General features: G+C 64.6%; 15 protein-coding genes. 11 read left to right on the forward strand and 4 right to left on the reverse strand.

The window, feature by feature from the left end; genetic code table 11:
- Positions 1-260: 260 nt before the first annotated feature.
- Together HZB49_RS18370 and HZB49_RS18375 are read right to left on the reverse strand one after the other, a co-directional pair.
- On the reverse strand, positions 261-1,799 hold the full coding sequence (locus tag HZB49_RS18370) for an acyl-CoA synthetase (protein WP_291613903.1): 1,539 nt from the start codon (positions 1,797-1,799) through the stop codon (positions 261-263).
- A 186-nt stretch (positions 1,800-1,985) separates the two neighbouring features.
- Positions 1,986-3,158: an acetyl-CoA C-acetyltransferase gene (locus HZB49_RS18375; RefSeq protein WP_291613905.1), complete on the reverse strand. Its 1,173-nt coding sequence runs from the start codon at positions 3,156-3,158 to the stop codon at positions 1,986-1,988.
- Positions 3,159-3,319: 161 nt separating this feature from the next.
- On the opposite strand from HZB49_RS18375, the gene HZB49_RS18380 reads away from it, so the two are divergent.
- The 8 genes from HZB49_RS18380 to HZB49_RS18415 all read left to right on the forward strand — a co-directional run bounded on the left by HZB49_RS18380 (position 3,320) and on the right by HZB49_RS18415 (position 12,500).
- Positions 3,320-3,976, forward strand: coding sequence for a TetR family transcriptional regulator (locus HZB49_RS18380; protein WP_291613907.1), 657 nt, complete (start codon positions 3,320-3,322; stop codon positions 3,974-3,976).
- A 53-nt stretch (positions 3,977-4,029) separates the two neighbouring features.
- On the forward strand, positions 4,030-4,788 hold the full coding sequence (locus HZB49_RS18385) for an SDR family NAD(P)-dependent oxidoreductase (RefSeq protein WP_291613909.1): 759 nt from the start codon (positions 4,030-4,032) through the stop codon (positions 4,786-4,788).
- A gap of 193 nt (positions 4,789-4,981) precedes the next feature.
- Positions 4,982-5,791, forward strand: a complete 810-nt coding sequence (locus HZB49_RS18390; RefSeq protein WP_291613912.1) for an enoyl-CoA hydratase/isomerase family protein — start codon at positions 4,982-4,984, stop codon at positions 5,789-5,791.
- 41 nt (positions 5,792-5,832) lie between these two features.
- On the forward strand, positions 5,833-7,704 hold the full coding sequence (locus HZB49_RS18395; RefSeq protein WP_291613914.1) for an AMP-binding protein: 1,872 nt from the start codon (positions 5,833-5,835) through the stop codon (positions 7,702-7,704).
- Positions 7,705-7,820: 116 nt separating this feature from the next.
- Positions 7,821-8,948: an acyl-CoA dehydrogenase family protein gene (locus HZB49_RS18400; RefSeq protein ID WP_291613916.1), complete on the forward strand. Its 1,128-nt coding sequence runs from the start codon at positions 7,821-7,823 to the stop codon at positions 8,946-8,948.
- A 119-nt stretch (positions 8,949-9,067) separates the two neighbouring features.
- On the forward strand, positions 9,068-10,315 hold the full coding sequence (locus HZB49_RS18405) for an acyl-CoA dehydrogenase (protein ID WP_291613918.1): 1,248 nt from the start codon (positions 9,068-9,070) through the stop codon (positions 10,313-10,315).
- A 114-nt stretch (positions 10,316-10,429) separates the two neighbouring features.
- Positions 10,430-11,674, forward strand: a complete 1,245-nt coding sequence (locus HZB49_RS18410) for an acyl-CoA dehydrogenase (RefSeq protein WP_291613920.1) — start codon at positions 10,430-10,432, stop codon at positions 11,672-11,674.
- A 112-nt stretch (positions 11,675-11,786) separates the two neighbouring features.
- Complete coding sequence (locus tag HZB49_RS18415; protein WP_291613922.1) at positions 11,787-12,500, forward strand: nitroreductase; 714 nt, start codon at positions 11,787-11,789, stop codon at positions 12,498-12,500.
- 79 nt (positions 12,501-12,579) lie between these two features.
- Here the strand turns inward: HZB49_RS18415 and HZB49_RS18420 are convergent, their stop codons facing one another.
- Positions 12,580-13,362, reverse strand: a complete 783-nt coding sequence (locus tag HZB49_RS18420) for an enoyl-CoA hydratase/isomerase family protein (RefSeq protein WP_291613924.1) — start codon at positions 13,360-13,362, stop codon at positions 12,580-12,582.
- An 11-nt stretch (positions 13,363-13,373) separates the two neighbouring features.
- Positions 13,374-14,486, reverse strand: coding sequence for a cyclic nucleotide-gated ion channel (locus tag HZB49_RS18425; protein ID WP_291613926.1), 1,113 nt, complete (start codon positions 14,484-14,486; stop codon positions 13,374-13,376).
- Between the two features lie 322 nt (positions 14,487-14,808).
- Here HZB49_RS18425 and HZB49_RS18430 point away from each other — a divergent pair, with 322 nt between their 5' ends.
- From HZB49_RS18430 to HZB49_RS18440, 3 genes are all read left to right on the forward strand, one after another.
- Entirely contained in the window at positions 14,809-15,462 is a 654-nt protein-coding gene (locus tag HZB49_RS18430) for a cyclic nucleotide-binding domain-containing protein (protein WP_291613928.1), read from the forward strand.
- 11 nt (positions 15,463-15,473) lie between these two features.
- Positions 15,474-16,355 (forward strand): DUF6537 domain-containing protein, encoded by an 882-nt coding sequence (locus HZB49_RS18435; RefSeq protein ID WP_291613930.1) that lies wholly within the window; start codon positions 15,474-15,476, stop codon positions 16,353-16,355.
- Positions 16,356-16,593: 238 nt separating this feature from the next.
- Positions 16,594-17,370, forward strand: a complete 777-nt coding sequence (locus HZB49_RS18440; RefSeq protein WP_291613932.1) for an outer membrane beta-barrel protein — start codon at positions 16,594-16,596, stop codon at positions 17,368-17,370.
- Positions 17,371-17,434: the final 64 nt, after the last annotated feature.

A 17,434-nucleotide genomic window follows, 5' to 3' on the forward strand; every position in this document is an offset into this window, starting at 1 on the left:
AGTGCAGCATTGGCCCCCGCCCCCTTCGGCAATAGCACTTCCATAAAGCTCGGTTGTCCGGTCTGCTTCACTGCCATCGCGATCTCCCAAGGCCACGTCTCAGAGAATCACAATCGCCGAATTACGCAACAGGCCCCTTGCGGGAGAGGGTGCGATCGCGAAGCGAGCGCGGGTGAGGGGTCTGTCTCCGCGGATAGAGACCCCTCATCCGTCGCGCTTCGCGCGCCACCTTCTCCCACAAGGGGAGAAGGGAAGGAAGCCTACGCCTTTGCCTTCTGCGGCCAGTACCGGTCGCGCAGATGGCGCTTCACCAGCTTGCCGGTGGGCGTGCGCGGCAGTTCGGCCTCGAAGTCGATGCTCTTCGGGCATTTGATCGGCGACAGATGCTTGCGGCAGAACAGGAGCAGCTCGTTCTCGAGCTCCTTGCCCGCCTTCGCCATGTCGTGCGGCTGCACCACGGCCTTGACCTCCTCGCCCATCTCCTCGTTCGGCACGCCGAACACCGCGACGTCGGAAACCGCGGGATGCGTGATCAGCACGTCCTCGGTCTCCTGCGGGTAGATGTTCACGCCGCCGGAGATGATCATGTAGCTCTTGCGGTCGGTGAGATAGAGGAAGCCTTCCGCATCGAGATAGCCGACGTCGCCGAGCGTCGACCAGCCCTTGGCGTTGTAGGCGCGCTTGGTCTTGTCGGGATCGTTGTGATAGCTGAACACCGGCGCGTCGGCGAAATAGACGGTGCCGATCTCGCCGACCGGTCGCTCCTCGTCGTTCTCGTCGAGAATCTTCACCTTGCCGACCACGGCGCGGCCGACGGTGCCCCGGTGGCTCAGCCATTGCTGCGAGGTCGAGACGGTGACGCCGTTACCCTCGGAGCCGGCGTAATACTCGATCAGGATCGGTCCCCACCATTCGATCATCTTCGCCTTGACGTCGACCGGGCAGGGCGCGGCGGCGTGGATGGCGCCTTTCAGCGTCGAAACGTCGTAGCGCTTGCGGACGTCCTCCGGCAGCTTCAGCATGCGCACGAGCATGGTCGGCACCAGCTGCGACTGCGTCACCTTGTACTTTTCGACCAGCTTCAAAAATTCCTCGGCATCGAAATGCTCCATGATGACCGAGGTGCCGCCGAGGATGGTCGCCATCATGTTGAAGCGCAGCGGAGCCGCGTGATAGAGCGGCGCCGGCGACAGGTAGATGCTGTCCGCGCTCATGCCGCACATGTCGGCGCAGAGGACTTTCAGGAATGCGTTGGGCTCGTCGATCGGCCTGCCCTCGAAGTCTTTCTTGATGCCCTTGGGCCGGCCGGTGGTGCCGGAGGAATAGAGCATGTCGTAGCCGGCGACTTCGTCCGCGATCGGCGTGGTCGGCTGCGCGGCGGCTTCCTTGTCCCAGGAGCGGAAGCCGGGTTCGGGCTCGTCCATCATGTAGAGCAGCGGGCCGCCCTTCTGGTCGACCAGCGCCTTCACCTGCTCATGGCATTTCGGCGTGGTGATGAAGACCTTGGCGCCGCAGTCTTTCACGATGTAGTCGATCTCGTCCTGCGTCAGGTAGCGGCTGATCGCGGTGTAGTAGAGACCCGAGCGCTGCGCGGCCCAGCAGATTTCCATGAAGGCGAGGCGGTTCTCCATCAGCAGCGCGATATGGTCGCCGGCCTTCAGGCCGAGCGAACGGAACAGGTGCGCGCCCTGGTTGGAAAGCTCGTCGAGCTCGCGATAGGTGATGGCCTTGCCCGTGCCCGCCATCTGGTAGGCGATCTTGTTCGGATGGGTGCGGGCGTGGACGGTCGGGTGGGTCATGATGCTCGCCAAGAACAAGGTGGTCGTCCCGGCGAACGCCGGGACCCATAACCACCGATCTACATTGTTGAAATGAGCTGGAGCGCCAGCTCGCCATAACCGCACGCATTTGGGGTTATGGGTCCCGGCTTTCGCCGGGACGACACCGTTAGTGTGGAGGCGCTCTGCCTCTCACACCTACTTCGTTTACAGCCGCTCGACGATCGTGACGTTGGCCATGCCGCCGCCTTCGCACATGGTCTGCAGCCCGTAGCGCTTGCCGCGCTGTTGCAGGGCGTTGACCAGCGTGGTCATCAGCTTGGTGCCGGAGCCGCCGAGGGGATGGCCGAGCGCGATCGCGCCGCCATTGACGTTGAGGCGGGCCGGATCGGCGCCGGTGGCCTTCAGCCAGGCGGTCGGCACCGAGGCGAAGGCCTCGTTGACCTCGAACAGGTCGATGTCGCCGATCTTCATGCCGGCCTTCTCCAGCGCGCGCTTGGTGGCGGGCAGCGGGGCTTCCAGCATGATGACGGGGTCGCCGCCCATCATGGTCATGTGGTGGATGCGCGCCATCGGCTTCACGCCGAGCTGCTTCAGGCCCTTCTCGTTGACGACCATCACGCCGGAGGCGCCGTCGCAGATCTGGCTGGCGCTTGCCGCGCTCAGCTTGCCGCCTTCCGCGATCAGCTTGACGCCCTTGATGCCCTCGATGGTGGCGTCGAAGCGGATGCCTTCGTCGATGTGGTGGGTGTCGGTCGAACCGTCCGCGCGGGTGATCTTGACCGGCACGATCTCGTTCTTGAAGGCGCCGGCTTGCGTGGCCGCAATCGCGCGCTGGTGGCTCTGATAGGAATATTCGTCGAGCTGATCCTTGGAGAGCCCGTATTTCTCCGCCATCATTTCCGCGCCGGTGAACTGGCTGAACACGATGTTCGGATAGCGCTTCTCGATGCCCGGGCTCTTGTAGTGGCCGAAGCCGTTCTTGGCGGGCAGCGAGGAGGCGAGGCCCATCGGTACGCGGGTCATCGATTCCACGCCGGCGGCGATCACGATGTCCATGCTGCCGCTCATCACGGCCTGCGCCGCGAAATGCAGCGCCTGCTGCGAGGAGCCGCACTGGCGGTCGATCGAGGTGCCCGGCACGCTTTCCGGCAGCTTCGAGGCCATGATGGCGTTGCGCGCGATGTTGTTGGACTGCTCGCCAGCCTGCATCACGCAACCCATGATGACGTCTTCGACCAGCGCGGGGTCGGCGCCGGTGCGCTCGACGAGAGAATCCAGCACGGTGGCGGCGAGGTCCGCCGGATGCCAGCCGGCGAGGCGGCCTCCCTTGCGGCCACCCGCGGTGCGGGCGGTGGCGACGATAAAGGCCTCGGCCATGACTGCTCTCCCTGATTGTTCTGGATTGGGTATTTGCAAAGATGGGCCGGATTTAAGGGACCGGACCGGTCTTAGTCAATCGATCAATTAACTCTTGAGTGCGACCCCCTCATGCGCTTATGTGCGGCCGCGATTTTCCGCGGAACAGGCAAGGACCGCAGTTGAATACCAGCGTACCGACGAAGGCTCTGACCGCCAAAAATCCCACCGCGGAAAAACTGCTGGTCGCCGCGAGCGAACTGATGATCGAGCGCGCCTCGATCGACGTGTCCTTGTCCGACATCGCGCAAAAATCCGGCGTCAACGCCGCGCTGGTGAAATACCATTTCGGCAACAAGGACGGGCTGTTGCTGGCGCTGCTGGCGCGCGACGCCGCCACCGAAATGTCGCAGCTCGAATATCTCCTGGCGCAGAAGATCACGCCGACCGCAAAGCTGCGGCTGCATATCGGCGGCATCATCCGCGCCTATCACCAGTTCCCCTACATGAACCGGCTGATCCACTATCTGCTGCACGAGAGCACGGCGGAGGCAGCCGACGAAGTGTCGAAATTCTTCGTGGCACCCTTGCTGGATTTCCATCGTCGGCTGCTCGCCGAAGGCATCAAGGCCGGCGAGTTCCGCAAGATCGATCCGGTGCTGTTCTACACCAGCCTGATCGGCGCCTGCGATCACCTGTTCTTCGGCCGTCACGCGATGTCGCGCGCGGTCGGCGTCGGCCCGGTCACCGAGGACGTCTGCCGCGAATACATCAAGCATATGGAAGCGCTGATCTTCGGCGGCATGCTCGCGCCGAGCAAGGAGAACGCGCCCGCCTAGGAAGTTTGCAAGTCAAGTCCAGAGAAGAAACGCCCAAGGAAAGGTTTGTTACGATGCAGTTGAAAGACGTTGCCGTTCTCATCACCGGCGGTGGCTCCGGTCTCGGTGCCGCGACCGCCCGCGCCATGGCGGCCAAGGGCGCCAAGGTCGGCGTGATCGACCAGAACAAGGAAAACGCCGAGAAGGTCGCGGCCGAAGTGAAGGGCATCGCCCTCCACGCCGACGTCACCGACGAAGAGGCGATCAAGGCGGCGATTGCCAAGGCGGAAGCAGCCCACGGCGTCGCGCGCGTGCTGATGAACTGCGCCGGCATCGGCGGCTCGCAGCGCGTGGTCGGCAAGGACGGCGTCTATCCGCTGGCCAAGTTCGTCCGCATCATCAACGTCAACCTGATCGGCACCTTCAACGTGCTGCGTCTGTTCGCCGAGCGTCTCGCCACCGCGCCGCCGATCGGCGAAGAGCGCGGCGTCGCCATCAACACCGCCTCGGTCGCGGCCTATGAAGGCCAGATCGGCCAGATCGCCTATTCGGCATCGAAGGGCGGCGTGGTCGGCCTGACGTTGCCGGCTGCGCGCGATCTCGCTTCCCTGAAGATCCGCGTCAACACTATCGCGCCGGGCCTGTTCCTGACGCCGCTGCTGATGGGTCTCAACGAGGAAGCCCGCAAGAGCCTCGGCGCCCAGGTGCCGCATCCGGCGCGCCTCGGCGATGCCAGCGAATACGGCAATCTCGCGGTGCACATCGTCGAGAACCCGATGCTGAACGGCGAAACCATCCGCCTCGACGGCGCAATCCGCATGGCGCCGCGGTAACGCGTTGCGCTTCTTCCCTTCTCCCCTTGTGGGAGAAGGTGGCGCGCATCGATAGATGCGCGACGGATGAGGGGTTCTCTCCGCGGAAACAGACCCCTCACCCGATCGAATGCATGGCTGATGCTGGCTATGCCCTCTCGCACAAGGGGAGAGGGCGCAGCAACTGGCGCCGCAGGAATGCAGGGAGTAGTCAGTGACTCAACCGCTGCTGATCGAACACCATGACGGCGTCGACCGGGTGACGCTTAATCGCCCGGACAGCCTCAACGCGCTCGATCCGGCATTGATCGATGCGCTCAACGCCTATTTCCAGGGCCTGCAGCGCAACCGCGAGACCCGCGTCGTGGTGCTGAAGGGCGCCGGCGCCTCGTTCTGCGCCGGGCTCGATCTGAAACAGGCGATGAAGCGCCGCGCCGGGCAGCAGGAGCCGCCGGGCGTGACCGAGAGCCTCGACTCGCAGCGGCGCATCGCCGACATCGTCATGCTGATGCGGCGCTGCCCGCAGCCGATCATCGCACTCATTCAGGGCGCGGCGGCCGGCGGCGGCTTTGCGCTGGCGCTCGCGGCCGACATCCGCATTGCCGCGAAGAACGCGCGGATGAACTGCGCCTTCATCAAGCTGGGGCTGGGCGGCTGCGATATCGGCACCAGCTATTTCCTGCCGCGCCTCGTCGGCGTCTCCGTCGCCTCCGAACTGATCCTCACCGGCCGCTTCATCGGTGCCGAGCGCGCGCTGGCGGTCGGGCTCGTTTCCGAACTGGTCGAGGATGCCGCCGCGCTCGATGCGGCGGCGGAACCCTATGTCGATGCCATGCTGACGGCCTCGCCCGTGGGCCTCAGGCTGTCGAAGGAATGCCTCAACATGGCGGTGGATGCCGGCTCGATCGAGGCGGTCATCGCGATGGAAGACCGCAACCAGGTACTGTGCAGCCGGTCCGAAGATTTTGGCGAAGGCATCAGGGCCTTCCTCGAAAAGCGAAAGCCTGTCTATATCAGGCGCTGACAACGAGAACCGACAAGAAAAGAATTCCGGGAGACGCAATAATGAGTGGCAGTGCAGCGGCGGTGCTGACCAGGCCGGCCTTTCGCAAGATCGAATGGCTGCCGCGCGACATCGCGGTCGAGCGCCGCCCGGATGGCGTCATCGTCCTGAAATCGCGCATTCCGCTGCAGGCTTACGAAAAGCATATACCGGCGTCGCTGGCGAAATGGGCCAGGGAAGCGCCCGAGCGCATCTGGCTCGCGCAGCGCGGCGGTCCGGACCGGCAATGGCGCAAGGTTTCCTATGGCGAGGCCAAGCGCATCGTCGACGGGCTGACCCAGGGACTGCTCGATCTCGGCGTCGAAGACAGCCGCCCCGTCGCGATCCTCTCGGGCAATTCCATCGAGCACGCGCTGATGACGCAGGCCGCGATGCAGGCGCGCCTTCCGGCAGCGCCGGTATCGCCGGCCTATTCACTGATGAGCCAGGATCACCTCAAGCTCAAATATCTCTTTGACCTGATCAAGCCTGCGGTGGTGATGGTGCAGGACGGTCCGACCTTCGAGAAGGCGCTCAAGGCGCTCGATCTCACCGGCGTCACCGTCGTGCATGTGCTGCGTCCCTGCGAGGGCATCAAGAGCGTGTCCTTTGCCGATCTCGCGGCGACGCCGGTCACGAAGGCTGTCGAGGAGTCGATCGCGAAGATCACGCCGGACACCGTCGGCAAGCTCTTGTTCACATCCGGCTCGACCGGCATGCCCAAGGCCGTCATCAACACCCAGGAGATGATGTGCGCCAATGCGGCGATGATGATGCAGGTGCGGCCGCGCGACCCGGACGGACCGATCGCGACCATGCTGGACTGGATGCCGTGGAATCACACCATGGGCGGCAACGCCGCGTTCCATCCGATCCTGGTCGACGGCGGCACGCTTTACATCGACGACGGCCGGCCGATGCCGGGCCAGTTCGAGGAGACGATCAGGAATCTGCGCGAGGTGTCGCCGACCTATTACGCCAACGTGCCCGCCGGCTACGCCGCGCTCGCCGCGGCGATGGAGAAGGACGACGCGCTCTGCCGCAGCTTCTTCAAGAATCTCTCCATCATGGCCTATGGCGGCGCGCGGCTGCCCGACGATCTCTACGACCGCATGCAGGCGCTGGCGGTCAAGACCACCGGCGAGCGCATCGTGTTCTACACCGGCTGGGGCTCGACCGAGACCGCGCCGACCTCGACCGGCACCTATTGGGACACCGAGCGCGTCGGCCTGATCGGTCTGCCGTTCCCCGGCGTCGAGCTGAAGCTGGTGCCGTGCGGCTCGAAATACGAGCTGCGGCTGCGCGGCATCAACGTCACGCCTGGCTATTTCGGCCAGCCGGACCTGACGAAAAAGATGTTCGACGAGGAAGGCTATTACTGCATCGGCGATGCCGGCATCTTCGTCGACGACAAGGACCCGCTGCAGGGCATCATCTTCGCCGGCCGCGTGGTGGAGGACTTCAAGCTGACGACCGGCACCTTCGTGCATGTCGGCTCGCTGCGCACCGATGCGATCGCCGCCGCCACGCCCGTGGTTCATGACGCGCTGGTGGCGGGGCAGGACCGGGAATTCATCGGGCTGCTCGCCTGGCCCAACCTGCATGCCTGCCGCCAGATCGTCGGCAATCCCGATGCGACTTTCGAGGACGTCGTCAGGCATCCCGAAGTCATCGGCTGCCTGAAGCGCGGGCTGGAGGCGCACAATGCGTCCGCCACCGGCAGCAGCATGCGCATCGCGCGCGCCATGCTGATGGCCGAGCCGCCCTCCATCGACGGCAACGAACTCACCGACAAGGGCTACATCAACCAGCGTGCGGGCCTCGAGCGCCGCGCCGTCCTGGTCGAGCGGCTCTATGCCGCAAAGCCCGGAGAGGACGTGATCGTTCTGAACTGATCGTAGGATGGGTAGAGCGCAGCGAAACCCATCACGCACCACCAAGCAACCGATGGGTATCGCTTCGCTCCACCCATCCTACAAATACAACGCCAGCACCAACCGAGTGAAACGCCATGAACTTCGATTTCTCCGACGACCAGAAGCAGATGCGCGATGCCGCGCGCAAGTTCCTGTCCGAAAAGTGCCCGCCGAAAGCGGTGCGCGCCGTGCTCGACGGCAAGGCGGCCTACGACAAGGAATTGTGGAAGGGCCTCGCCGAGATGGGCTTTCTCGGCGTCGCGATCCCGGAAGCATTCGGCGGTGCGGGCGCGGGCCATCTCGAGCTGTGCGTGATCGCCGAAGAGATGGGCCGCGCGATCGCGCCGGTGCCGTTTTCCTCGACGGTCTATCTTGCCGCCGAAGCGCTGCTGATCGCCGGCTCCGACGCGCAGAAGCAGAAATGGCTGCCGAAGATCGCCGCCGGTGAAGCGATCGGCACGTTGGCGCTGTTCGAGGGTGCGGGCAATCCGTCGCCCAAGGCGATCAAGTTGACGGCGGCGGGTGGCACGCTCAATGGTGTGAAGAAGCCGGTGCCGGACGGCGCGATTGCCGATTTCGCAGTGGTTGCTGCGCGCACGGGCTCGACCGGCCGCGACTCCGACATTTCGCTGTTCCTCGTCGACCTCAAGGCCGGCGGCGTCGAGGTGAAGGAACTGACCAATGTCGATCCGACCCGCGGCCAGGCCGAGCTCACCTTCAAGAACTGCAAGGCCGAGCCCCTGGGTGCGGCCGGCGAAGGCTGGGGCGTGATCACGCAGGTGCTCGATCGTGCCGCGGTGCTGCTCGCCTTCGAGCAGGTCGGCGGTTCCGATCGCGCGCTGGAAATGGGCCGCGACTATGCGCTCGACCGTATCGCGTTCGGCCGCCCGATCGGTTCGTTCCAGGCGATCAAGCACATGCTCGCCGACATGTATGTCTCGGCGACGCTGGCGCGCTCCAATTGCTACTACGGCGCCTGGGCGCTCTCGACCAATGCCGGCGAGTTGCCGGAAGCGGCCGCTGCCGCGCGGATCAGCGCGACACAGGCGTTCCAGCATTGCTCCAAGAACAACATCCAGGTTCACGGCGGCATGGGCTTCACCTGGGAGTTCGACTGCCACATGTACTACCGCCGCGCCAACGCCACCGCTGTGACGCTCGGCTCGCTCTCCTACTGGGAAGACGCGCTGATCGACCGCATGCGCAAGAAGAACGCGGCGTGACGACGAGAATCGTAGGGTGGGTTAGCGAAGCGTAACCCACCATCGCCAGCAAGGACGCTCGATGAAAATGGTGGGTTACGCCTTCGGCTAACCCACCCTACGCAAACAAGAGAAGCGCCATGAACTTCGACGACACCCCGCAGGAAGCCGCGTTCCGCGCCGAGGCGAAAGCCTGGATCGCGGCCAATGCGCCCAAGCAGTATGAAGAAGACCTGCGCAAGTCCGCGCTCGGCCGCACCCAGATCAAGGGCGCCAACCTGCTCGATGTCGCAAAAGCCTGGCAGAAGAAGAAGGCCGCCGCCGGCTGGGCCTGCCTGCACTGGCCGAAAGAATATGGCGGCCGCGGCGCGTCCCCGATCGAGCGCGTGATCTGGCAGCAGGAAGAGGGGCCGTTCGGCAAGCTCTCTTCGGTCTTCATCATCGGCCACGGCATGTGCGGCCCGACCGTGATGGCATTCGCGGGCGAGGAGCAGAAGCGCAAATATCTGCCGCCGCTCGCTGCCGGCGAAAAGATCTGGTGCCAGCTGTTCTCCGAGCCCGCCGGCGGCTCCGACGTCGCCGGCCTGCGCACGCGCGCGGAGAAGAAGGGCGACGAGTGGATCGTCAACGGCCAGAAGATCTGGACCTCGGGCGCGCATTACTCGGACTACGGCATCCTCCTGACCCGCACCGATCCGACGGTGCCCAAGCACAAGGGGCTGACCATGTTCTTCCTGGACATGAAGAGCCCCGGCGTCGAGGTCAGGCCGATCAAGCAGGCGAGCGGGCAGTCGGATTTCAACGAGGTCTATTTCACCGACGTCCACATTCCCGATTCGCAGCGGCTCGGCGCGGTCGGCGACGGCTGGAACGTGTCGCTGACCACGCTGATGAACGAGCGCATGTCGATCGGCGCAGGTGTCGCCACCGGCTTCCCGGAGCTGTTCGAGTTCTGCAACGGCCTGATGCTGGAAGACGGCCCCGCCATCGAGAACCGCAATGTGCGCTCGAAGCTGGCGAGCTGGGCGGTGAAGGCAAGCGGGCTGCGCTACACCAGCATGCGGACCATCTCGGCGTTGTCCAAGGGAGAACGTCCGGGCCCGGAAAATTCCATCGGCAAGCTGGTCGCGGCCTCGATGATCCAGGACGTCGCGATGTACGCGCTGGATTTGCAGGGCGCGGCGGGCGTGGTCAGCAGCCAGGAAGACGCCGAAGTCGCCGGAAAATTTCAGGCAATGCTGCTGCGTGCGCCCGGCACCCGCGTCGAAGGCGGCACCGACGAGATCATGCGCAACATCATCGCCGAGCGCGTGCTTGGGCTACCCGGAGACATCCGGGTCGACAAGGACGTGCCGTTCAACCAGATCCCGACCAAGGGAAGGGCATGAGGAATCGTAGGGTGGGTTAGCGCAGCGTAACCCACCATTCCCAGCAATGACGCTCGATAGACACGGTGGGTTACGCCTTCGGCTAACCCACCCTACGCAGAAAAGGGGTTCGCCATGAATTTCGACGACACGCCGCAGGAAGCCGAATTCCGCGCTACCGCCCGCAAATGGATCGGCGCCAACGCGCCGAAGGAGTTCGAGGAAGAACTCTCGAAATCCTCGCTCGGGCGCATTCGCCTGGCGAAACACGACATGGTCGAGGTCGGCAAGGCCTGGCAGAAGAAGAAGGCCGACGGCGGCTGGGCCTGCCTGCACTGGCCGAAGGAATATGGCGGCCGCGGCGCCACCCCGATCGAGCGCGTGATCTGGCAGCAGGAAGAAGGCGTCTACGGCAAGCTGACGCAGCCGTTCCAGATCGGCGAGGGCATGTGCGGCCCGACCGTGATGGCCTGGGGCAGCGAGGAGTCGAAGCGCCGCTATCTGCCCAAGCTCGCCTCCGGCGAGGAGATCTGGTGCCAGCTGTTCTCCGAACCCGCTGCCGGCTCCGACGTCGCGGGCTTGCGTACCCGCGCCGAGAAGAAGGGCGACAACTGGGTCGTCAACGGCCAGAAGATCTGGACCTCGGGCGCGCACTATTCCGATTATGGCCTGCTGATCGCACGCACCGATCCGAATGTGCCCAAGCACAAGGGCCTCACCATGTTCTTCCTTGACATGAAGAGCCCGGGCGTGGAGGTGCGGCCGATCAAGCAGGCCAACGGCATGCAGGAGTTCAACGAGGTCTATTTCACCGACGTCGTCATCCCGGACAGCCAGCGGCTCGGCAATGTCGGCGACGGCTGGAACGTGTCGCTGACCACGCTGATGAACGAACGCATGTCGATCGGCTCGCGGCTTGCCACCGGCGTGCCCGAGATGTTCGAATTCTGCTCCAACCTGATGCTGGAAGACGGTCTTGCGATCGACGATCGCGCGGTGCGCTCGAAGCTAGCGACCTGGGCGGTGAAATCGAACGGGCTGAAATACACCAGCTACCGCGCCATCTCGGCACTGTCCAAGGGCGAGCGTCCGGGGCCGGAAAACTCCATCGGCAAGCTGGTCTCCGGCATGATGCTGCAGGACATCGCGGCGTTTGCCATGGACTTGCAGGGCGGCGCAGGCGGCCTCACCGGCGACGCCGAGGAAGAGGCGCGCGGCCAGTTCCAGCAGATGCTGCTGTCGTCGCCCTCGATGCGCATCGCCGGCGGCACCGATGAAGTGTTGCGCAACATCATCGCCGAGCGCGTGCTCGGTCTGCCCGGCGACATCCGCGTCGACAAGGACGTGCCGTTCAACAAGATCCCGACCAAGGGACGATAAAGATTGCCGTAGGGTGGGTTAGCGAAGCGTAACCCACCAATGCAACCACGTACGACAAGAGCGGTGGGTTACGCCTTCGGCTAACCCACCCTACGAAGGACGAGGACGCGTTATGGATGCGAAGTCACCAAAGGCCCATCACTCTACCGACGATCGCATCGGCGTGCTCGAAGAGCTCCTGGGCGAGCGCTATTCGGTGCGCGCCTTCCTCCCGCGGCCGGTGCCGCGCGAGACCATCGTGCGGCTGCTCAGCGCGGCGCAGCGCACGGCGTCCTGGTGCAACAGCCAGCCCTGGCAGGTGATCATCGCCAGCGGCGAGGCCAAGGAGCGTTTTCGCAAGGCGATCTATGCGGCGGCGATCTCCGGCGCCGAGGAAGGCCACGACTTCCCGCCGCCGCGCGAATATCTCGGCGTCTATCTGGAGCGCCGCCGCGAAAGCGGCTTCCAGCTCTACAACACGCTCGGCATCGCGCGCGGCGACAAGATGGCCTATGCGAAGCAGGCGCTGGAGAACTACAATTTCTTCGGCGCCCCGCATGTCGCGATCATCCACACCGACGAGCCGCTCGGCGTCTACGGCGCCATCGACTGCGGCGCCTATGTCGGCAACTTCATGCTAGCGGCGCAGGCGCTGGGCCTCGGTACCATCCCTCAGGCCGCGCTGGCCCGGCACTCAAAGCTGATCCGCCGCCATTTCAACCTGCCCGACGACCGCCGCGTCGTCTGCGGCATCTCCTTCGGCTTCGCCGATCACGCGCATCTGGTGAACAGCTACCGCACCTCGCGGGCGACGGTGGCGGACACCGTGACGTTCGTGGAGGAGTAGCCCGATACCAGTCGCCAAGACCCTTTCTACTTTGCATGGGGTTGTTTTCGCGATTTGTGTCCCGACCCCGGGATGCAGTTCAAAACCTCGGCGGCCGCTTCTCGGCTCTGGCCTTGATGCCTTCCCTGATCTCGGCGCCGCGCATGCTTTCGCGGTGGCGCCGGTCGCAGGCCGCTTCGTCGAGCTTGCCCCGGGCGAATTCGTTGATGGCGCGCTTCATGCCGGCCATCGCCATCGGCGCATTGGCGGCGAGGAGGTTGGCGAGGCGGTCGACTTCCGCGTCCAGAGTTTCGGCCGGCACCATCGTGGTGAGGTAACCGATCCGCAGCATCTCGGCCGCGCCGATCTTCTGCGCCGTCAGGAACAACATCTTCGCGTTGTCGACGCCGAGCCGCGATACGTAGCGCTGGAGGCCGCTCCGGTAATAATGCAGGCCAAGCCGCGCCGCCGGCATGAACATTTCGGCGGTGTCGACGCCGATGCGGAAATCGCAGGCCAGCGCCAGGTCGGTCGAGCCGCCATAGACGCCGCCATTGAGCCGGCAGATCGTCGGCACGGCAAGATCTTCCAGCCGGTTGGCCACGACCTCGAAGGCGGAGCCCGCGCTCTGCTGCTCGTTGGCGCTGACCGCGCGCTCGGCGACCGAGCCGAGATCGTAGCCGGAGGAGAAGGTGCGGCCGGTGCCGGTCAGCACCAGCACGCGCAGCGCCGGATCGGCCTCGACCTGATCGAACAGTTTCAACAGCACGCCGAGGTCGTCGGCCTCGAGCCGGTTGTGATGCCGTGGCCGGTTGAGGCGGATGGTGGCGCGGGCGCCGGCAATGTCGAGCAGCGGCGCGCTGGCGCCCTCGTTGTCCTGCATCGGGATTCTCCTTATTTGTTTTCCAGCGCGCGGCGCTTGGCCTCGGCGTCGATGGTCTGGCCGAGCTCGGGATGGCGCGCCATCAGCAGGCGGAAGTCGACGAGGTCGAGCACGAGCAGCCGCGTCACGCCCGTTGTCGTGATGTCGGCGTTGCGCGTGGCATTGCCGAGTAGCGCCATCTCGCCGAAGAAGGCGCCTTCGCCGAGCGCCACCTTCTTGCCGCCGGGAAGGTCGACCTCCACCTCGCCGGCGGCGATGAAATACATGCAGTCACCCTGCTGGCCCTTGCGGATGATCATGGTGCGCGGCGGCAGGTCCATGGTGCGCAGCATGTTGGTGACGTCGGCGATCGCGGCAGGTCCAAGGGCGGCGAAGAACGGCACCTTGCTGACGGATTCCCAGGTCTTCAGGAAATTGTCGCGGCGGGTCTCGGCGGCAAAGCCGGTTGCCATGATGCCGGTCCACAGGCCGAATACGCCGAGGCCGGAGATCATCACCAGCGCGGCCACCATGCGCCCGAGCGGCGTCACCGGCACCACGTCGCCATAACCCGTGGTGGTGAGCGTCACCACCGCCCACCACAGGGCCGCCGGCACGCTGCCGAAAGTCTGCGGCTGGATATCGCGCTCGAGGAAATGCTCGGCCACCGAGGCGAGGAACACCACCATCAGGAAGATCACCAGCACGGAAAACAGGGGGCCTGATTCCAGCACCACCACCCGCCGCAGCTGGCGCAGGCCGGGAATGCCCGGCACGAGTTTCAGCAACCAGAGGACGCCGAACAGCCAGGCCGATTGGGGGCCGGCGCCTGCGGCGAAGGCCACCGGAACGGTCGCGGCGCCGGCCAGGTCGACCAGTCCGCGGAAGGTGAAGCTGTAGGCAAGCCCGCGCTGGGAGTGGATGGCGTGGCGCAGCCGTACCACCCATTCGAACACGAAAAAAGCCAGGCAGGCGAACATCACCGCATCGACCCAGCGATGCGCCGCCTCATAGGCAGGGTCCAGTGTGAGCAGCACCATCGTCCCGACGCCGACCGCCACCGCGACATAGGCCGGCCTCGTCATGTTGCGGCCGGCGGTCGCCGCGACGAACAGGGACAGGGCTGGAAAGCGCGGCTTTGACATCGGGAGGCAATGCCTCTCCCTGGAGGAACCCGAAAGTCGCAAGGTGCCCGCCTCGACGGGTGCCGTCAACGACGGCCGGGTCGCTTTGTCCCGCGCGCTTAAGGGTTTAGGGGCAATGCGGCGATTGGCGGCGCAGGCCGGCTCGACCGGACCGGCCGCACCCCCCGGGGAGCCGGCCAAATTTGATCCAGACCTGTGAAATTCCCGACCAAACCTCGCTTTTTCTCCGTATATCGAAGGAGTCCGGCGCGCCTTATGATGGCGGCCGCGGCCACGCTAAGATCGCGAAAACCGTTCATTTCGAAACAACTGGTTGGCTCCCATGGATCCGTCAAATCTGGCACAACACGCAGGAACCGCCGGCGCGGTGTTCGCGTCGATCTTCGTGGTCGCAACCACCACGATGAAGACCATGATCCCGCTCCGGGTGGTCGGTATCCTGACCAATCTCGTGCTGATCGGGACTGCGATCCCGAGCCACAATTACCTGGTGATCCTGGTGCAGACGGTGGTGCTGGTGCTCAACTCCTATCGCCTGCACCAGATGCTGCAGCTCATCCGCGACGTCAGGAGATCAGTCAACAGCGACCTCTCGATGGACTGGCTGAAGCCGTTCATGACCGAGCGCACCTACAAGGCCGGCGAGATCATCTTCTACAAGGACGAGAAGGCCGAGAACATGCTCTACATCGTCAGCGGCCGCTTCCGCCTGGTGGAGTCCGGCATCGAGCTGCCGGTCGGCGCCATCGTCGGCGAACTTGGCATGCTGTCGCCGTCGAACATGCGCACGCAGACCCTGGAATGCATCGCCGACGGCCTGATCCTTTCCGTCAGCTACAGCAAGGTCGAGGAGCTCTACGTGCAGAACCCGGCGTTCGGCTTCTACTTCCTCCGTCTTTCCAGCGCGCGGCTGTTCGAGAATATCGAAAAGCTTGAGCAGCGGCTGGCGCAACAGGCTGCGGCCAAGACCGCTTGAGCGCAGGCAGCATGGGTGCATTTTCCGACGTCCGCGAGTCCCTTCGCTATCTGTTCGCCGACATCATCGGCGAGCAGGACGGCTCGATGCCCCATTTGCCCGCGGGACTGCCGGAGGCGGCGGTGCCGGTCGCCAGCGACGCCATCCACCTCCTGATCGAGTATCAGGGTACGCGATATGCCAAGCTCTATGTCGACCGGCTCAAGCGTTTCGTGGGCAAGCGGGGCGTCGACGATGCGATGCTGCTCGATATCGCTCGCCTGATGGCGATGCGCATGAGCTACGAGGACGCGATCCGGATCGCGCAGCTGAAACTGCTGGAGCTGGAGGCCTATCCGGATACGCCGCGCGCCGACGACGTCAGGAAATTGCGGCTCGACGAGATGGTGGAGGCGCTGCCCACGGTGGTCGCCGAGCCGCTGCTCGACGTGCTCAACTGGCTCGGCTGGGTGCACAAGCGCGTCTCGATCCACTTCAGCACCGCGAGCCGCTTCAGCATTCGCCGCCTGAAGATCGAGGCTTCGCTGAAGCGCTGGCGCCGCTACTCGATCCGCTATTCGAAGGAGCGCGACTGGGTCGAACGCTGGCTGCACATGGTCGACCGCGCGCTCACCAAGCAGCCGGCGGCGGCCCGCGCCATCGTCGATACCGCCACCATGGTCCAGGGCTATGGCGACGCGTACCGCTACGGTCTGGCCGACTGGCACGCCATCATCGACGGCCTTGCCAAGCCGACCTTCGACGGCGTGCTGAGGCTGGCCGATCTTGCCGGCGCCATCGCCGAGGCGCGGGCGGCCGCGATGCCCGACCCCCGCCAGGTCGCGCTCAAGCGCAAGATCGCGGAAATCCGGGCACGGGGGACCGCGGCTGAGACGGACACGGCCGCGGAATAGGGCAGTTCCGCTTCCCCGTTGGGCTGCCCGCAAAGTGGGCCGTTTTCCCCATATGCCGGGGAAGCCAGTCGACATGACCCATAAACCACCCGCTGAAAGGCCCATCTATGGCTGAATTGCCACAGTCGCTGGCAAATCGGCCGACTTCAACCGTGGATTTGCATGGTTATGCTTGTGTGTGCAGGCGAATTTCATTGGAATCGGCCTCGACAAATTTGAATTATTTGGAGGGCGTGCAATGAAAACGAAGCTGGCAGCAATCCTCGCTGGAGTTATCACCCTCGGCGCAGCAGGCGCCGCTTCTGCGGCCGATATGGCGGTCAAGGCACGGCCGATGGTAGCGCCCGTTCCGGTGTTCAGCTGGACCGGCTGTTACATCGGCGGCCATGCGGGCTGGGCCGGTGTGAGGTCTGATTGGGCCTATACTGTCCCCAACACGACCCAGATTTTCAACCAGGAACCGAGCGCTGATCGCGGGGTTGTGGGTGGTCAGGTCGGCTGTAACTACCAGGTCAATCGGTTCGTGGTCGGCGGTGAGGTCGACGGAACCTGGATCGACGTGAACCACTACGGCATCATGGACAGCATTAACCGCGATGAGATCCTGCGTACGAGGTACGATGCGCTCGGCTCGGCGCGGGTTCGCCTGGGCTTCGCGGCGACGGATCGCTTGCTGCTCTACGTCACGGGCGGCGCGGCCTTTGCCCGGATCACCAACAGCTATGAGAACTATACCGCTGCCAACCTGGCCGTCCTCACCGATATCGCGTCGGTGACGTCGTCCAACATCGGCTGGGTTGCCGGCGGCGGCGTTCAGTACGCATTGACCGACAACTGGATCCTCGGCGGCGAAGGCTTGTACTACGAATTCAAGCAGAACCTCCCCATCGGTCAGTTGCTTCCGAACCTCTTCCCGGCCGACCGCAACTGGAACATCACCAACAGCGCAGTTGTTGGTCGAATTCGCCTCGACTACAAGTTCGGCGGCCCGGCGGCGGTCGTCGCGAAGTACTGATCCGTTCTTCTCTCCGACAAACTCAAAAGCCCCGGCGTCGTCCGGGGCTTTTCATTTGGAACCG

Source organism: Bradyrhizobium sp. (assembly GCF_016219575.1).
In the GTDB taxonomy this organism is placed as follows: Bacteria; Pseudomonadota; Alphaproteobacteria; order Rhizobiales; family Xanthobacteraceae; genus Bradyrhizobium.

Excerpts from the sequence above, each read along its gene's own strand:
- HZB49_RS18370 (WP_291613903.1), bottom strand. The coding sequence starts at position 1,799 with ATGACCCACCCGACCGTCCACGCCCGCACCCATCCGAACAAGATCGCC.
- HZB49_RS18375 (WP_291613905.1), bottom strand. The coding sequence starts at position 3,158 with ATGGCCGAGGCCTTTATCGTCGCCACCGCCCGCACCGCGGGTGGCCGC.
- HZB49_RS18385 (WP_291613909.1), top strand. The coding sequence starts at position 4,030 with ATGCAGTTGAAAGACGTTGCCGTTCTCATCACCGGCGGTGGCTCCGGT.
- HZB49_RS18395 (WP_291613914.1), top strand. The coding sequence starts at position 5,833 with ATGAGTGGCAGTGCAGCGGCGGTGCTGACCAGGCCGGCCTTTCGCAAG.
- HZB49_RS18400 (WP_291613916.1), top strand. The coding sequence starts at position 7,821 with ATGAACTTCGATTTCTCCGACGACCAGAAGCAGATGCGCGATGCCGCG.
- HZB49_RS18405 (WP_291613918.1), top strand. The coding sequence starts at position 9,068 with ATGAACTTCGACGACACCCCGCAGGAAGCCGCGTTCCGCGCCGAGGCG.
- HZB49_RS18410 (WP_291613920.1), top strand. The coding sequence starts at position 10,430 with ATGAATTTCGACGACACGCCGCAGGAAGCCGAATTCCGCGCTACCGCC.
- HZB49_RS18415 (WP_291613922.1), top strand. The coding sequence starts at position 11,787 with ATGGATGCGAAGTCACCAAAGGCCCATCACTCTACCGACGATCGCATC.
- HZB49_RS18420 (WP_291613924.1), bottom strand. The coding sequence starts at position 13,362 with ATGCAGGACAACGAGGGCGCCAGCGCGCCGCTGCTCGACATTGCCGGC.
- HZB49_RS18425 (WP_291613926.1), bottom strand. The coding sequence starts at position 14,486 with ATGTCAAAGCCGCGCTTTCCAGCCCTGTCCCTGTTCGTCGCGGCGACC.
- HZB49_RS18430 (WP_291613928.1), top strand. The coding sequence starts at position 14,809 with ATGGATCCGTCAAATCTGGCACAACACGCAGGAACCGCCGGCGCGGTG.
- HZB49_RS18435 (WP_291613930.1), top strand. The coding sequence starts at position 15,474 with ATGGGTGCATTTTCCGACGTCCGCGAGTCCCTTCGCTATCTGTTCGCC.
- HZB49_RS18440 (WP_291613932.1), top strand. The coding sequence starts at position 16,594 with ATGAAAACGAAGCTGGCAGCAATCCTCGCTGGAGTTATCACCCTCGGC.